The sequence below is a fragment of the Nitrospirillum karajorum genome (genome assembly GCF_036348415.1).
Classification (GTDB): Bacteria; Pseudomonadota; Alphaproteobacteria; order Azospirillales; family Azospirillaceae; genus Nitrospirillum; species Nitrospirillum amazonense_B.
Window position 1 is genome coordinate 1,166,552 of sequence record NZ_JAZBQB010000003.1, and the last position, 15,408, is coordinate 1,181,959.

Sequence of the window (15,408 nt, forward strand, 5' to 3'; positions counted from 1 at the left end):
CAGCGTCGCCGCCCAGCGCCCAAAAGAAACGGCGCGGAAGTGCCCCTTCCGCGCCGCTCTTTCATTCACCCTCGGCTGAAGGATCAGAGGGCGAAGCTGTAATAGGCCACCAGGTTGTTGGCGCCGGGGTTGACCGTCCGGGTGCGCGGGGTGCCCGGGATGGTGACGGTCTTGCCCAGTTCGGCGTTCGAGATGTGGCTGAGCGCGATGGAGAAGCGGTCGCCGTTGGTGAAGCGGTAGCCGGTCTCGATCTGGGTGCGGAACTCCAGGGGATAGCCCATGTCCTTGCCGTCGCCATGGGCGTAATAGCCGGCGGCGGCGCTGGGGGTGATGAAGAACGGCCCCCAGGTGAAGTCCGCCTGCAGGCCGCCATAGCCGTAGAAGCTGCCCTTGAAGGTTTCCATCACGCCCACCAGCGGCTTGATGGCGAACCAATCGTCCACCTTCACCAGCGACCAGCCGAAACGGTATTCGGCGGTGACGAACTGGCTGCGGTCGTGGGGGGTGTCGGCGTCCACCTGGAAGAAGGCGGGCGGGTCGATCCAGGACTGGTCATAAATGCCGATACCCAGGGCCAGCAGGTCGGGGTCGCGGTCGGCGGCCAGGGCCGGCGTCGCCATGCCAGCGGCGGCGGTCAACAGGGACGTGGCCAGCAGAGAGGTGGCGGCGCGCAAACCACGGCCGCGCGGAGCCTTGCGGGAGGTCTTCGTCATGATCCTGCTTGGGAAAGATGGAGGGGTATTTCCGCCTTTATGCAGAGCAATCCGGCGCCAACTCAAGGGGAAACGGACAAAACGGTTCCCTGCGAGCAACCTTACCGCCGGGCTGGGCTGAGCCGCCGCTCCGCCAATTGCACGCCCCGGGTGATGAGGAAGCTCATACCCAGGTAGATCGCCCCCGCCAGGCAGAAGGCCTCGATGGGCTGATAGGTGCGCGAGGCGATGTCCTTGGCCACGCCCGTCAGGTCCATCAGGGTGATGGTGCTGGCCAGGGCGCTGCCCTGCAGCATCAGGATGATCTCATTGCCATAGGCGGGCAGCGCCAGACGGAAGGCCTGGGGCAGGACGATGCGCCGGAACAGCAGGCTGCCGTTCATGCCACAGGCCTTGGCCGCCTCGATCTGGCCATGGGGCACGGCCTCGATGCCACCGCGCATGATCTCCGCCGTGTAGGCGCCGGTGTTGAGGGTGAAGGCGATGATGGCGCACCAATAGGGCTGGCGCAGCAGGGGCCACAGCACGCTCTGGCGCACGGCGTCGAATTGGCCCAGGCCGTAATAGATCAGGAAGATCTGGACCAGCAGCGGCGTGGAGCGGAAGACGTGGATGTAGCCGCGCGCCAGCCAGCGCAAGGGCGGCAGATGGGACAGCCGCATCACGGCGACGACGGTCGCCAGCACCAGGCCCACCAGCAACGACAGTGTGACCAGTTGCACCGTCAGGCTGGCCCCGGCCGCGAACCGCGGCAGGGCCGCCACCAGCGTGGACAGCAGGGAGGCATTCATCGCGCGGCCCTCCGCACGCCCCGCCCGGCCCACAGCTCGGCCCGGGCGAACAGGCGGCCCGACAGGCCGGCCATGCCCAGGTACAGCACGCCGGCGGTGGTGAAGAACAGGAAGGGCTGGCGGGTGGCGCCCTGGGCCAGATAGGCCACGCGCATCAGCTCCACCAGCGCCACCACGGACACCAGCGACGTGTCCTTGAGCGTCAGTTGCCAGACATTGCCCAGGCCCGGCAGGGCATAGCGCAGCACCTGGGGCAGCATCACCCGACGGAAGATCAGCCAGCGGTTCATGCCCAGGGCCTTCGCCGCCTCCACCTGGCCATGGGGCACGGCCAGGGCACCGCCGCGCAGCACCTCGGCCGAATAGGCGCCGGACACCGTGCCCACCGCCAGGATGCCGACGGGTAGGGCCGACAGCTCCACCGGGCCGTTGAAGCCCAGCAGGCTGACCACCCAGGTGGCGGCGCTGTTGCCGCCGAAGAACAGCAGATAGATGACCAGGAGGGAGGGCACGCCGCGCACGATGGTGGTGTAGACATCGGCCGCCACCCGTCCACCCCGGTGGCCGGACAGCTTCAACGCCGCCGCCGCCCCGCCCAGCAGCAGCCCCCACAGATAGGCCGACACCGCCACCAGCAGGGTCATCCCCATGCCCTGCAGCAGCTGCAAGCCCCAGCCCCGGCCACCAAAGCCCAGAAGGTCTATCATTACCGTGCCAATTCCTCAGACGCCGGCGGGCCATCCGGCCCTTGGCTTGTCCTCGATTTCCAGTCCACTGCGTTCCCCGGAAATCTCCGGCGGCCGCCGTCGCGGCCTAGTCGCTACGCTTGTCTCTCATGCCTCAGACGCCGGCGGGCCCGCTAGGGCCCTAGGCCGCGACCGCGGCCGCCGGAGCGAGTACCGCCCAGTCAACGTAAAGGGGGCGCAGCGAGGAAGCCAAGGGGCGGATGCCCCGCCGGCGCCTGAGGCAACTCAAGACTCCGGCGCTTGAGGGAAAACTCAATGCGCCGACGCGTCGAAGTGGAACCACTGCTCCGCCAGCTTCTTCATCGTGCCGTCTTCCTTGGCGGCGTTCATGGCGTTGTTCAGCGCGTCCAGCAAGCGGCCGTCGCCCTTGCGCAGGGCGGCGGCGATGCCGGGGCCCAGCAGGCCGCCGGTGATGCCGGGGCCGAAGGTGGCGGCGTTCTGGCCATCCGCCCCCTCCAGGAAGGGCTGCCAGCCCGTCATGTCGGCCAGGCCGGCGTCGACGCGGCCGGTCGCCAGGTCCAGCGACAGGTTCTGCAGCGTGTCGTAACGGCGGATGGTGATGGTGTCGCCCAGGTAGGTGTCCAGGAAGCTGGCATGGATGGTGGCGACCTGCACGCCCACCGTCTTACCCTTCAGCGCCGCCTTCAGCTTGTCCAGCGCCTGGGTCGAGGCCTCGTCCATGTTGGCCAGGTCCAGCCGTTGCAGGCCGAAGTCGATCTTGGTCAGCGGGCTGTCCTTGGGCGCCACGAAATAGGCGGGGGTCAGCACGTAGGGGACGGTGAAGTCCACGGCCTGGCGGCGCTCGTCCGTGGCCGACATGCCGGCCAGGATCACGTCATACTTGCCGGCCTGCAAGGCGGGGATGATCCCGTCCCAAGCCTGGGCGGAGATCTCGCACTTCACGCCCATGCGGCGGCAGAGGTCGCGCGCCAGGTCGATGTCGAACCCCTTCAGGGTGCCGTCGGGCTCCGCCACGTTGAAGGGCGGGTAGGCGCCTTCCGTCGCGACGCGCAGGGGATTGGGGACCCCCTGGTCGGTGATGGTGGGACCGCCCGCGCCGGACGGCGCGCGATGCGTCGCCAGGTAGGCGGCACCGGCGACCACCGCCACCGCGATCAGGCCCAAGACCAGCTTCTTCATGAAACCCCCTACGAAACCAAGGATGGGACGGTCCGCATCAACACCCCGTGTCCGATCGGCCGCCGCTCTTTGTTGTCCAGTATGCCTCAGGCGCCCCGGGCCAGGAATTGCCGGCAGCGTTCGCTGCGGGGGTTGCCGAACACCTCATCGGGCGTCCCCTCCTCCTCCACCCGGCCCTGGTGCAGGAACAGCACGTGGGAGGAGACGTCACGGGCGAAGGCCATCTCATGGGTCACGATCAGCATGGTGGCGCCCTCATCCGCCAGTTGGCGGATGACGCGCAGCACCTCACCCACCAGCTCCGGGTCCAGCGCCGAGGTCGGTTCGTCGAACAGCATGACGCGGGGCTGCATCGCCAGCATGCGGGCGATGGCGGCGCGCTGCTGCTGCCCGCCCGACAGCTGGCTGGGGTAATAGTCCTGGCGCTGGCCCAGGCCCACCTTGTCCAGCAGGGCCTTGGCGCGGTCCACCGCCTCACCCCTCGGCACGCCCAGGACATGCAACGGCGCCTCGATGACGTTTTCCAGCACCGTCATGTGGGTCCACAGATTGAACCCTTGGAACACCATGCCCAGGCGCTGGCGGATGCGGTCCACCTGTTTGCGGTCGGCGGGAACGGCATGGCCCCGGCGGTCGCGGCCCATGCGGATCAGCTCGCCATTGACCCAGACCTGGCCCTCATCCGGCGTTTCCAGCAGGTTGATGCAACGCAGCAGCGTGCTCTTGCCCGAACCGGACGAGCCGATGAGGGAGATGACGTCACCGTCCCGCGCCGTCAGGGAAACGCCCTTCAGCACTTCCGTCTCGCCAAACCGCTTGTGCAGATCACGCACCTGGATGGCAGTGTTGGCTTGGTCGGCCACGGCGACAGCCGGCGATTGCGTCATAGGACCCCGAAATTCGTCCGGACCCATCCGGACCTGAAAGCGCGACCGGCCGGCGCGGCGATGGGGGCCGCGCGCCAGCCGGTGACCGTGAATGACCGAGGGACGTTTCCGCGAGGAAACCCCGAAGCCGGCAAAACTACCGTGCGCCGCCCGGGACGGAAAGAGGTTTCCTGTCACAGCCGGGGGTTCGTCCATCCTACCCCCATGCCGATGCAGCCCCGGCCTGAAACGTGGTACTGTGACAACCCTTGTCACGCCCAGCCCCGGGGCGGGACTCCGTTCGCCATCTGGAGTCTTCCAGCGCCCATGAGCACAGGCATTCAGCCCGCGGCCAACCGCAGCACGCACTTCCTGTTCGAGCACAAGCTTTTCACCGTCGACGGCTGCCGCTTCATCCTGTCCAAGACGAACGATGAGCCGGTGATGTGCATGAAGCTGGGCAAGCTGGATGTCGAGGTGCCCATCGAGAAGCTGTACAACGAGTTCGACATCCAGCCCAAATCCTTCGACGGGCAGTTGCTGACCATGGCGGCCAAGGGCCTGCGCTATGTCCGCGAAATCCGCCCCGGCGACACCATCCCCAATGAGTTGATTGACGGTTCCGCCAGCTGGCGGGTGGACGACCGCCATTACAACGTGGCGCGCGGCCGCCTGACGGTGCAGCTGGTGACCTGGCTGACGGGCGGCGAAACCGTCGTTTCCAGCCCCGAGCAACTGGAACAGGTGGTGGAGGATCCCAACACCAAGGCCCGCGTGCACGAGGCCTTCCGCATGATCGCCAACCGGTTGTCGCTGGCGGGCGACCCGGAAGAAGAGATCGGCATGCACATCGACATGCTGGCCAAGGAGCTGTCCTACATCGAGGCGCTGCGCGAACGGGCCCAGGCCCTGCACCTCGTCCGCCAAGGGCTGGAAACCGCCCACCGCATCTACAAGGCGGAGCGGCTGGTGAAGGAGGAGATCGTGCGGATGCAGACCCTGTCGCTGCCGCCCATCACCGACCTGGAATCCCGATTCGCCCAGGTGGACGCCCAGACCGGCGAAATCCTGGCCATGCTGAGGAAGTTCGACCAGAACATCAGCTATATCCGGGAAATGCGCGACGACCTGCACCAGTCCCTGCTGCCCTGGGATGAGGTGCTGGACGGATGGCTGAACGTGACGGTGGAAAAAAGCCCTGCCCTGGAAGCCTTGCTGAAGCGCACCTACCACTTCCTGGCCAAGCGCTACAGCCAAGCCACGCAATGGCGCCTGGCGACGCGGCCCGCGCCTAAGTAAAGACGCCCTCAAACGCCGGGCGCCGGCATCCGCCGGCTGGGCTTGTCCTCAGTTTCCAGTCCACTCCGTTCCCCGGAAACTTCCGGCGGACGCGGTCGCGTCCTAGGGCTGGCGTCGCCAGCCCCCTGCGCTCCTGATTGGGGCCGGTTGGGGATGCGCTTCAGCTGCCGCAGTTGCAGCTGTCGGAGCCGCAGGGGCCCGGCGCCTTGCCGGCCGCGACCTGGCGGCGGCGGAGGGCGCGCCGGAGGGTGGGACGCAGGACCCAAGCCAGCGCCGCCACCACGATTACCCCCACGATCGCTTGCTGAATCATGGTGTCCTCCTTACGCCCAGCCCAGGCTGGCGGCGACGTGGTAGGTGGCCAGCGACGCCAGGTAGGCCAGCGTCAGCATGTAGACGAACATGATGACCGGCCATTTCAGCGAGTTGGTTTCCCGCCGCACGACCCCCAGGGTGGAGGCGCACTGCGGCGCGAAGATGTACCAGGCCAGGAAGGACAGCGCCGTCGCCAGGGACCAGCTGTGGCCCAGCGTGTCCATCAGGGCGGTCACGTTCTCCTCCCCCCGCCCACGGCGTAGACGGTGCCGAGGGCCGCCACCGCCACCTCACGCGCGGCCATGCCGGGGATCAGCGCCACGGTCATCTGCCAGTTGAAGCCGATGGGGGCCACCAGGGGCTGCAGCCAATGGCCGATCATGCCGGCGATGCTGTAGTCGATGGCGGGTTCGGTCGCCCCCTCCGGCGCGCCGGGGAAGGAGCTGAGGAACCAGATCAGGATCATGATGCTGAGGATGGTGGTGCCGGCCCGTTGCAGGAAGGCCTTGGCCCGCGTCCACACGCTCATCACCACGTTCTTGGCGTCCGGCACCTTGTAGGCCGGCAACTCCATCAGGAAGGGCTCCACCGTGCCGCGCCACACCAGGCGCCGCATGACGAAGGCCACCAGCAGCGCGCTGAGGATGCCGGCGGCGTAGAGGCCGAACATCACCAGCCCCTGCAGCGCGAACACGCCCGCCACCGGCCGGTCCGGCACGAAGGCGGAGATGATCAGGGTGTAGACGGGGATGCGGGCGGAACAGGTCATCAGCGGCGCCACCATGATGGTGGCCAGCCGGTCGCGACGGTTGTCGATGACGCGCGTGGCCATGATGCCGGGAATGGCGCAGGCGAAGCTGGACAGCAGCGGGATGAAGGCGCGGCCGTGCAGGCCCGCCCCGCCCATGATCTTGTCCATCAGGAAGGCCGCGCGCGGCATGTAGCCGAAGTCTTCCAGCAGGATGATGAAGGTGAACAGAATGACGATCTGCGGCAGGAAGACGACGATGCTGCCCACGCCGGCGATGATGCCGTCGGTGATCAGGCTGCGCAGGATGCCGTCCGGCATGGCGCCGTTGACCCAGGCGGCCAGGGCGTCGAAACCGGCCTTGATGCCGTCCATGGCCGGCTGCGCCCAGGTGAAAACCGCCTGGAACATGAAGAACAGCACGGTCAGCAGGATCAGCAGCCCCGCCACCGGGTTCAGCAGCACGGCGTCCAGCCGGGTGGTCCAGGTGTCGGGTTTGGTCGGCGGACGCACCGCCAGCTTGATGATGCGGTCGGCCTCGCGGTGGGTGGCGCGCACCTCCTCGGCCGAGGGCTCGTGCCAGGTGTTCGCCCCCTGACTCACCCCCTGGGCCGCGGCCAGGGCCAGGTCGACGACCTGGGCGTCGATATGCTTCAGCAGGTCGACCGTGCCGGCCTTGCGCACCGCCACGGTAGGCACCACCGGCACGCCCAGTTCGGCCGCCAGGCGGTCCACGTCGATCTCGATGCCGCGATGCTTGGCGATGTCGAACATGTTGAGGGCCAGCAGCAGCGGCCGACCCACCTGCTTCAGTTCCAACACCAGGCGCAAGACCAGGCGCAGGTTGGTGGCGTCGGCCACGCAGACCAGCAGGTCGGGTTCCGCCTCGCCCTTGAAGCGGCCCAGCACGACGTCGCGCGTCACCTCCTCATCCGGGCTGCGGGCGCGTAAGGAATAGGTGCCGGGCAGGTCCAGCACCTGGACGCGCCGCCCCTCCGGCGTGGTGAAGCTGCCTTCCTTGCGCTCCACCGTCACGCCGGCGTAGTTGGCGACCTTCTGCCGGCTGCCGGTCAGGGCGTTGAACAGCGCGGTCTTGCCGCAATTCGGGTTGCCGACCAGCGCCATGCGCGGCGCGCCGGTTTGGAGAACGGGGGTGACGGCGTTCATGACCGGCGGTCTTCGGCGACGGCATGCAGGGAGGCTGGCTGCCAACGGGTGACCAGGATGGCCTCGGCCTCGCGGCGGCGCAGGGCCACGCGCATGTCATCCACCTTCACCGCGATGGGGTCGCGGCCGAACAGGCCTTCGTGCAGGATTTCCACCCGCGCGCCCTCGACAAAGCCGATTTCCAGCAACCGGCGCTCCAGCTCATCGGGGTCCAGGCTGTCGTGCAGGGCGCCGTTCAGGCCGACGCGGACCACCCGCCCCACCTCGCCCTTGGCGGCGCGGCTCAGGGGCCGGGCGTCGGCGGGAACGGTCTCATGGTCGGGCCCGGCGGGAAGGTCGGCGGGGCGGGGGGAAATGTGCATTCGTCCATGCCTCAGGCCCGGTGAGGGGCCCTTGAAAGGGGCCGCCCCAGAATCGACCAAAGGATCGACCGGAGGATCGGCCGGGGCGTCCTGGAAATTAATAGTTATTCTCACGGCTCAGCACAAGGGACGTGGACGCGCGTCGGGGCGTCGCACAGGGCATGGTCCTCACCGCCTGAGACAGGCGTCCAGGCCGTCGCGGGCGACCAGGGCGGCGCGCTGTTCCAGGATGCCGATGCGGCGGGCGACGTAGGGGCCGGGGTGGCGCGCGTTCCATTTGCGCGGGCTGGGCAGCACGGCGGCCAGCGCCGCCGCCTGGGACGGCGACAGGGCGGCGGCCGGCACGCCGAAATAGGCGCGGGACGCGGCCTCCGCCCCATAGAGGCCGTCGCCCCATTCCACGATGTTCAGATACATCTCCAGGATGCGGCGCTTGCCCCACACCAGCTCGATCAGCTCGGTGAAACCGAACTCCACCCCCTTGCGCAGCCAGGTGCGGCCAGGCCAGAGGAAGGCGTTCTTGGCCGTCTGCTGGCTGATGGTGCTGGCGCCGCGCAGCTTATGGCCTTCCTCATCCTCGTCCATGGCGGCGTCCACCGCCTCCCAGTCCACGCCATGGTGGCTACAGAAGCGGCTGTCCTCCGCGCCGATGACGGCGCGTTGCAGGGCCGGGGCGATGCGATCCAGGGGTACGGGCGTCCAGCCCTGGGTGGGCACGCCCTGCATCCGGCGGATGAGCATCAGGGGCGTGCCCGGCGGATCGACCACGGCGTAGAGGCAGACCCATCCCAGGCTGAGCACCACCGCCGCGAGCAGTCCCGCCTGCGCCCAGCGGAGGGCGCGGCGCAGTGAAGGGCGCCGGTCCCGCTGATGGCCGACGCCAGCCTTCATCGCGCCTGCTTTCTCGTGGGAGGGTCCATCCATGGGCTACACGCTGTTCCATTTTCCGGGAAATGCCAACCTGGCACCGGGGGGAATCCCCCCTTGCTGCATGGCGGGGAAACGGCGTTCAAGACCGCCGCCATCCTGCCGCAGATGCTGGGGCGATGGGGCCGCGCTTTCGCACAGCCTGTCCGTGATCTGCCCCATCGAGGCGCCCGTAGGGTTGTTGTCAGGCGATCCACGATATCGCGGTGATGTTGGGCCGTGAGCGCGTTGGCCGGGAAGCCAGCTCGTTGTCAAGAGACCCTTACCATTTCAAATATGCAGAAAATTCCAACCAGAAAAACATAAATTATTACATTAATATCTGGATTTATACATTTGATACATAAGGATCAATACCAGAAAGCTGCAAACGTCTTTGCAAAGCGCACAACACACGTGTCGCCTCGGCGGTTCCAGCCATTGCCAGATTGGCTTCATCTTCAGATATCTCATCCTCCCTAATCTTTATTTGATGCGCACCCACATCGTATCTAATATATAACTTTCCATCACTATTAATAATAGCGATCCCGCCATCGTCGTAAATTACCTTACGCATTATTTTCTCCTCAAAACAGCGGTTTCACGTTGTAGTTTCCGGGCGTCACGGGATCTATAACCGCTTCAGGCAGGTATTTTCCCGGAGTGCCTTTATCGAAAAAATAGTCCCCAGATATATGATCGAGTAGCGCCTGAATCCTATTTCGCCTTCACGTCGACGATCACGGCCGCGATCGCACCGGCAAACCGTTTCGCTTCCGCGTCGATCGTCGCGTGGCGGCGCGACATCTCCTCCAATTGGAGGGCAGATTGCTTGAGGCGCTCCTGATCCATGCCATCCTGCCCACTTCCTTTACAATTATTGAGCTAACCGGCTTTGGCTTTCCCTATCAGATAAAGGGGGCGATCTCGCTCGCTGGCGGCAGAGCTGGCCAGGAGTACGCCTTAATCCATTCCGTGGATCCGCTCAAAATGTCCTGCGCCGCTTTTCGCAGATGGTTCGCCAGGCTCCGGGTCTGAAGTTCAATAAACTCCGCGTAGCTGTGTGTCGGTGGTTGATTTTTCGCTAAATCGAGTTGATTTCGGCGCTTATCCACCAGGAATCGAAATATATTGTATCCCTTGATATATTTTTCCCTCTTGTCAAAATATACAAGACTAACACCGTCTCTATCCGCGATCACGTCTATCGCATATTCGCGCGACTTCAGCAAAATCTCTCTGTCACTGACGGCATAGATTGTTAGTTTGTAAGCGGAAATTATATCACCCATCTCCTGTATCACGATATTCTCTAGGCTAAAATTCGAATTCATTTTACCATCACCCCATCTTTATAAATATAACCGGCACGGCGCATCGTTAAATACTCACGACCAAACCCACTGAGCTCCATTTGCCCGGTGATGGGATTGGGGCGGGCCAGAACGCTAGCCCCGGTCCTTATATCCGTCACATCAAACGCCGGCTTCGTGGCCATGAGGAAATTGTCGCCACGATCAATGGCGTTTTTGAGCCATGGTTCATTGTATTCGCTCCAGAACTGCTGGGGAGATTTATACAGCTCATCCGGAACGTTTAAGACGTTAAAACCATCCATGCGCGGACCAAGATCCGTGCTCTTCACGTTCCCAAGCTCGCCGACGATCGACTTCATATCGTTGGTGTAGGAGCCCAGAATTGTGGTCGTCTGCCCTGGCTTCGTCTGCAGCAACACGCCGGAGGTCGGCTTATAGGCGAGTGCCTTGACATCGGGCGGCTTCGGCAGCGGCTTCAGCGGCGGGGGCAGCACTTCCGTTTTAACCGGCTCCGCCACCTTCCTCGGCGGCAGCGGCGGGTCGGCCGGTGGGGGTGGCGGTTCCTCGACCACCGGGCGCTTGCCGCCCGACGCCGGCTTGACCTTGGCGATCAGGGCGATGAGGGCGTTGATGGTCAGGATGGTGAGGCCGGCGGCGGTGCGCTTGGCGGCTTCGTCCAAATCGTGCGGGGTCTTGGCGGTGGTGGCCAGGACGACGCCGTGGCCAAGATCATTCAAACCCTCGAACACCGACCAGCCCACCATGGCGTAGCCCACGAGCAGCAGGACACCGTCGATGGCCTCGCCATAGCCCGCCAGGTGTCCACCAGCCCAAACCACCAGGAAGCCGGCCAGCCAGTACAGCGTCTCGCGCGTGAACAGGCTTTTGGCCGCCTGCTGCATCTCGCGCGGCAGCAGGGGCACGCAGCGGCGCAGCGTGGCGACGACGCGGTCGGTCACCGACCATTGCGCAGGCTGGCCCGGCGGGTCCTCGTCCCCCGGGTCGTGCCGGGGCGGGTCCACGGGCGGCGGCAAAAGCGGGGCCGCCACATGGGGGATGAGGAAGGCGCTGAGCGTGCCCGCCGCCAAGTCATGCAAGGTGCGATCGACGAGCGCGGCGTCGCTGACGCGGAAGTCCACGCCCTCCACCAACCGGCGCAGGCGCAGGCGGCCGACCTCATCCAGGCTTCGCAGATAGCGGATCAGCCGCAGGTCCTGCCACACCGGGCCCAGCGTGGTGCTGACAAGGGAATAGCGCCGCATATAGGGCGGCACGCCGCGGGTGGGGCCGATCAGCAAGCGTCCATCGGGTATGTCGGCGTCGATCCAGTCCGCCATGGACCGGTCGCCCGCACCGAAGAGACGACTGTCCGGCACCATCCCCCTCCGCCGCCTCGCGCACCCGTCTGGCGCCCAGCGTTGAATTAGGGGGAACACCTGCGCGGTAAAGGGGCATATCCCGACAGCCCGGCCCCTGCCCGCCAAGCCAAGGGGCCGCTATCGCTTTCGTGCGGGACGACGCCTCAGGCCCCGGGCTCAGGCCCCGGATTCAGGCGTAGTGGGGTATGCGATCCTTGGCCCGGCGGAAGGCGGGATTGTCAGCATCGGTCACCTGCCGCTTGAACCGGGCATAGGCTTCGGCCAAGGGGCGGTTGCGGCGCAACCCGCCCTCCATGAAGAACCAGTCGCCCGGTATGTCCGCCATGGGGGCCAACACGCGGCCCGCCTTGGCGTCATCCAGGATGGGCCGCAGGTCCCGCAACAGCGCCGCCGCCTCAGGGCTGGTGGCCACGCAGCGCCGCAACATTCCTTCCAGATCCCCAGCCAGGGACTTCACCACACCTTGGTCCATGATTTCCTCCGATCCGGCCTCTGCAACGGGCCTTGATGTCAATCGCTCCGGGGTTGCCGCTCCGGGGTTGCCGCTCCGGGGTTGCCGCTCCGGGGCCGCTCAGGATGAGCAACCTGGTTTGGGCCTGGGATGGGGAACGGCGGCCGGTGGGATTGGTTCCGTCGAAAGACGGGCTACCCCGGTCGCGCCGGAGGCCGTTGATCGCTGTGGTCGGGACGTACCGCTTTTGTTCATGAAATGCCACGAATCGCCGTCTATACTCCGCCCGTCATGACCGAGCCCTCCCCTCCCTCGCCTGGCGGCAAGCCGCCGCCGCCCAGCCTGGTGTCAGCCCCGACCGGGCCCCGCCGCCTGCTGGTGCCCGACGCGCCGGCCCTGGTGCCGGGCGCCCGCCAGGCCGTCTGGCTGAGCCCCGATGGCGAGGTGGAGGTGATCGAGAAGGGGGAGGCGGTGCGCCGCGCCCTCGCCAAGCCGCACCTGCTGTGCCATGCCCGCGCCACCGCCCGGCGACTGGGCACCGACAAGCTGATCCAGGGCTATGACCTGTTGGAGCTGTACGCCTTCGTGCGGCCGGCCACCTTCTGCCTACCCACGCCGCGCGGTTTGGCCCAGGCCCTGGGCCTGCCCCACCCGGCGGACGCGGAGGGTGAGGCCCTGACCCTGGCGCGCGCCGCGGAGGCGCTGCTGCGCGAGCTGATGGGCCCTATCGACGACCAGCGCTCCGACCCCATCGGGCTAGCCTGGGCCATGGGCGGGGAGGGCCAAGAGGGCGGGGGCCAAGTGGGCACCTGGCTGTGGTCGCCCCTGGTGCTGGCGGCCCTGGGGGCGCCGGCGGGCCCGGAAAAGTCACGCTGGCGGGGCGGCGCCATCCGCGCCTATCAGGTGTGGGCCGGCATGAAGGAATGGCAGGCGGAGGCGCCGGAGCCGCCGCCCGGCCATCTGCCGGTGGAGCCGGCCGAGGCCCGCCGCCGCCTGGCCGACCTGGTGATGAACGGTCAGCAGGCGGAGCCCCGGCCGCAGCAGTCGGACTATGCCAGCGCCGTCTCCACCGCCTTCACCCCCCGCGATATGGAGGGCGAGCCCAATATGGTGCTGGCGGAGGCGGGCACGGGCGTGGGCAAGACCTTGGGCTACCTGGCGCCGGCCACGGTGTGGGCGGAGAAAAACAAGGGCCCCGTCTGGATTTCCACCTACACCCGCCAGTTGCAGCACCAGATCGACAAGGAGATGGACCGCCTGCACCGCGACCCGGCCACCAAGGCGCGTAAGGTCGTGATCCGCAAGGGGCGGGAGAATTACCTGTGCCTGCTGAACCTGGAGGAGGCGGCCGGCGTCGCCACCGCCAACCCGCAGTACGCCGTGGCCATCGGCCTGATGGCGCGCTGGGCGGCCGCCACCCGCGACGGCGACATGCAGGGCGGCGACTTCCCCGGCTGGCTGGTCGACCTGCTGGGCAAGGGCCGCACCCTGGCGCTGGCCGACCGGCGGGGCGAATGCGTCTACAGCGCCTGCAGCCACTACACCAAGTGCTTCATCGAGAAGAGCGTGCGCCGGGCCAGGCGGGCCGACATCGTCATCGCCAACCACGCCCTGGTCATGATCCAGGCGGCGCTGGGCGGTGGGGACGACGCCTATATCCCCACCCGCTATGTCTTCGATGAGGGCCACCATGTCTTCGACGCCGCCGACAACGCCTTCGCCGGCCACCTGACGGGGTTCGAGACGGCGGAGCTGCGCCGCTGGCTGCTGGGCGCCGAGAGCGGCGGGCGCAGCCGGGCGCGCGGCCTGCGCCGCCGGGTGGAGGATCTGATCGGCGGCGATGACCACGCCAACCGCCTGCTGGATGAGATCGCCCGCGCCGCCCGCACCCTGCCGGGTGAGGCCTGGCCGCAGCGCGTGGGCGGGGGGAGCCCGTGGGCCCGACGGAGGCCTTCCTGGCCCAGGTGCGCGCCCAGGTCTATGCCCGCGCCCACGGGCCCGACAATCCCTACAGCCTGGAGGTGGAGGTCCAGCCCCTGGTGGACGGGGTGCTGGAGGCGGCGCAGGCCCTGTCCGCCGCCCTGGGTGAGCTGTCCGCCCCGCTGGAGGCGCTGGCCGACCGGCTGCGCGAGCGGCTGGACGACGAGTCGGATGAGCTGGAGAGCGACACGCGCCGGCGCATCGACGCCATCGCCCGGAGCCTGAAGCGCCGGTCGGCCAACGAGATCGGCGGCTGGCGCCAGATGCTGGCGGCCTTGGCCGAGGAGACGCCCAACCGCTACGTCGACTGGTTCGGGGTGGAGCGGCAGGACGGGCGCGACCTGGACGTGGGCATGTACCGCCACTGGGTGGACCCGACCTGGCCCCTGGCCCAGATCCTGGGCGCGCAGGCCCACGGCTTGGTCATGACATCCGCCACCCTGACGGACGGCACGGGCGATGTGGAGGCGGACTGGCAGGCGGCCCAGGTACGCACCGGCGCGGTCCACCTGCCCCGCCCCGCCCTGCGCGCCCAGGTGCCGTCCCCCTTCGACTACGCCAACCAGACGCGGGTGCTGATCGTCAACGACGTGCGCAAGGACGACCTGGCCCAGGTGGCCGCCGCCTATCGCGAGCTGTTCCTGGCGTCCGGCGGGGGCGCCATCGGCCTGTTCACGGCGGTGCAGCGCCTGCGCGCGGTGCATGAGCGCATCGGCGCGCCGCTGGAGGCCGCGGGCCTGCCGCTGCTGTCCCAGCACCTGGACGGGCTGGACGTGGCCACGCTGGTGGACATCTTTCGGGGGGAGGACAACGCCTGCCTGCTAGGCACCGACGCTGTGCGCGACGGCGTGGACGTACCCGGCCGGTCCCTGCGCCTGATCGTCTTCGACCGCGTGCCCTGGCCCCGGCCCGACATCCTGCACAAGGCGCGGCGCGATTATTTCGACCGCACCGCCCGCCGGCGGCATTACGACGACATGATCACCCGGCTGCGGCTGCGCCAAGCATTCGGCCGGCTGGTGCGGCGGGCGGACGATACGGGCGTGTTCGTCCTGCTGGACCCGATGATGCCCAGCCGCCTGAAAGGCGCCTTCCCCGGCGGGGTCGAGCCGCAACGCGTGGGCCTGGCCGAGGCCGTGCGCATCACGCGCGAGTTCCTGCGTGTGCCGGGGCAAGCCCCGGACATCGCCCTGCCGCCGCTATCGCTGCCGGCCGCGCCCAAACCG

The 15,408-nt window shown here is 67.4% G+C and carries 16 protein-coding genes and 1 pseudogene; 2 read left to right on the forward strand and 15 right to left on the reverse strand.

All coding sequences use genetic code 11. From position 1 onward, the window contains the following. Positions 1-83: 83 nt before the first annotated feature. The 5 genes from UCD39_RS18960 to UCD39_RS18980 form a co-directional block, all read right to left on the reverse strand. Positions 84-713 carry an acyloxyacyl hydrolase gene (locus tag UCD39_RS18960; protein ID WP_145732982.1) on the reverse strand — a complete coding sequence of 210 codons (630 nt, stop codon included), beginning with the start codon at positions 711-713 and terminating at the stop codon, positions 84-86. A 101-nt stretch (positions 714-814) separates the two neighbouring features. After that, on the reverse strand, positions 815-1,504 hold the full coding sequence (locus UCD39_RS18965) for an ABC transporter permease (protein ID WP_330497404.1): 690 nt from the start codon (positions 1,502-1,504) through the stop codon (positions 815-817). Next, complete coding sequence (locus UCD39_RS18970) at positions 1,501-2,211, reverse strand: ABC transporter permease (RefSeq protein WP_330497405.1); 711 nt, start codon at positions 2,209-2,211, stop codon at positions 1,501-1,503. Before UCD39_RS18970 ends, UCD39_RS18965 begins: the two co-directional genes overlap by 4 nt. 291 nt (positions 2,212-2,502) lie before the next feature. Then, positions 2,503-3,390: a transporter substrate-binding domain-containing protein gene (locus tag UCD39_RS18975; protein ID WP_330497406.1), complete on the reverse strand. Its 888-nt coding sequence runs from the start codon at positions 3,388-3,390 to the stop codon at positions 2,503-2,505. 86 nt (positions 3,391-3,476) lie between these two features. Next, positions 3,477-4,277, reverse strand: coding sequence for an ABC transporter ATP-binding protein (locus UCD39_RS18980; protein ID WP_330497407.1), 801 nt, complete (start codon positions 4,275-4,277; stop codon positions 3,477-3,479). 306 nt (positions 4,278-4,583) lie between these two features. Here UCD39_RS18980 and UCD39_RS18985 point away from each other — a divergent pair, with 306 nt between their 5' ends. Then, complete coding sequence (locus UCD39_RS18985) at positions 4,584-5,555, forward strand: hypothetical protein (protein ID WP_330497408.1); 972 nt, start codon at positions 4,584-4,586, stop codon at positions 5,553-5,555. Positions 5,556-5,715: 160 nt separating this feature from the next. On the opposite strand, the gene UCD39_RS18990 is transcribed toward UCD39_RS18985, so the two are convergent. The 10 genes from UCD39_RS18990 to UCD39_RS19030 all read right to left on the reverse strand — a co-directional run bounded on the left by UCD39_RS18990 (position 5,716) and on the right by UCD39_RS19030 (position 12,223). Next, entirely contained in the window at positions 5,716-5,868 is a 153-nt protein-coding gene (locus UCD39_RS18990) for a hypothetical protein (RefSeq protein WP_186455802.1), read from the reverse strand. 10 nt (positions 5,869-5,878) lie between these two features. Then, positions 5,879-6,106, reverse strand: coding sequence for a hypothetical protein (locus tag UCD39_RS28565; RefSeq protein WP_442943671.1), 228 nt, complete (start codon positions 6,104-6,106; stop codon positions 5,879-5,881). Further along, a complete protein-coding gene (gene feoB, locus UCD39_RS18995; RefSeq protein ID WP_442943672.1) occupies positions 6,103-7,785 on the reverse strand; it encodes a ferrous iron transport protein B in 1,683 nt (560 codons plus the stop codon). The genes UCD39_RS28565 and feoB overlap by 4 nt, the downstream gene beginning before the upstream one ends. Next, positions 7,782-8,147, reverse strand: a complete 366-nt coding sequence (locus tag UCD39_RS19000) for a FeoA family protein (RefSeq protein WP_145732992.1) — start codon at positions 8,145-8,147, stop codon at positions 7,782-7,784. Before UCD39_RS19000 ends, feoB begins: the two co-directional genes overlap by 4 nt. Before the next feature lie 168 nt (positions 8,148-8,315). Beyond that, complete coding sequence (mtgA, locus tag UCD39_RS19005; RefSeq protein ID WP_330497409.1) at positions 8,316-9,038, reverse strand: monofunctional biosynthetic peptidoglycan transglycosylase; 723 nt, start codon at positions 9,036-9,038, stop codon at positions 8,316-8,318. A gap of 364 nt (positions 9,039-9,402) precedes the next feature. Then, on the reverse strand, positions 9,403-9,633 hold the full coding sequence (locus UCD39_RS19010) for a hypothetical protein (protein ID WP_330497410.1): 231 nt from the start codon (positions 9,631-9,633) through the stop codon (positions 9,403-9,405). A gap of 140 nt (positions 9,634-9,773) precedes the next feature. Next, on the reverse strand, positions 9,774-9,908 hold the full coding sequence (locus UCD39_RS19015; RefSeq protein ID WP_330497411.1) for a hypothetical protein: 135 nt from the start codon (positions 9,906-9,908) through the stop codon (positions 9,774-9,776). A gap of 56 nt (positions 9,909-9,964) precedes the next feature. After that, positions 9,965-10,360, reverse strand: a complete 396-nt coding sequence (locus UCD39_RS19020) for a hypothetical protein (protein ID WP_330497412.1) — start codon at positions 10,358-10,360, stop codon at positions 9,965-9,967. Positions 10,361-10,386: 26 nt separating this feature from the next. Continuing rightward, complete coding sequence (locus tag UCD39_RS19025; RefSeq protein WP_330497413.1) at positions 10,387-11,709, reverse strand: hypothetical protein; 1,323 nt, start codon at positions 11,707-11,709, stop codon at positions 10,387-10,389. A 211-nt stretch (positions 11,710-11,920) separates the two neighbouring features. Continuing rightward, on the reverse strand, positions 11,921-12,223 hold the full coding sequence (locus UCD39_RS19030) for a hypothetical protein (RefSeq protein ID WP_330497414.1): 303 nt from the start codon (positions 12,221-12,223) through the stop codon (positions 11,921-11,923). Positions 12,224-12,493: 270 nt separating this feature from the next. On the opposite strand from UCD39_RS19030, the pseudogene UCD39_RS19035 reads away from it, so the two are divergent. Continuing rightward, positions 12,494-15,351, forward strand: a pseudogene (locus tag UCD39_RS19035) (ATP-dependent DNA helicase); the annotation flags it as partial. Between the last annotated feature and the right edge of the window lie 57 nt (positions 15,352-15,408).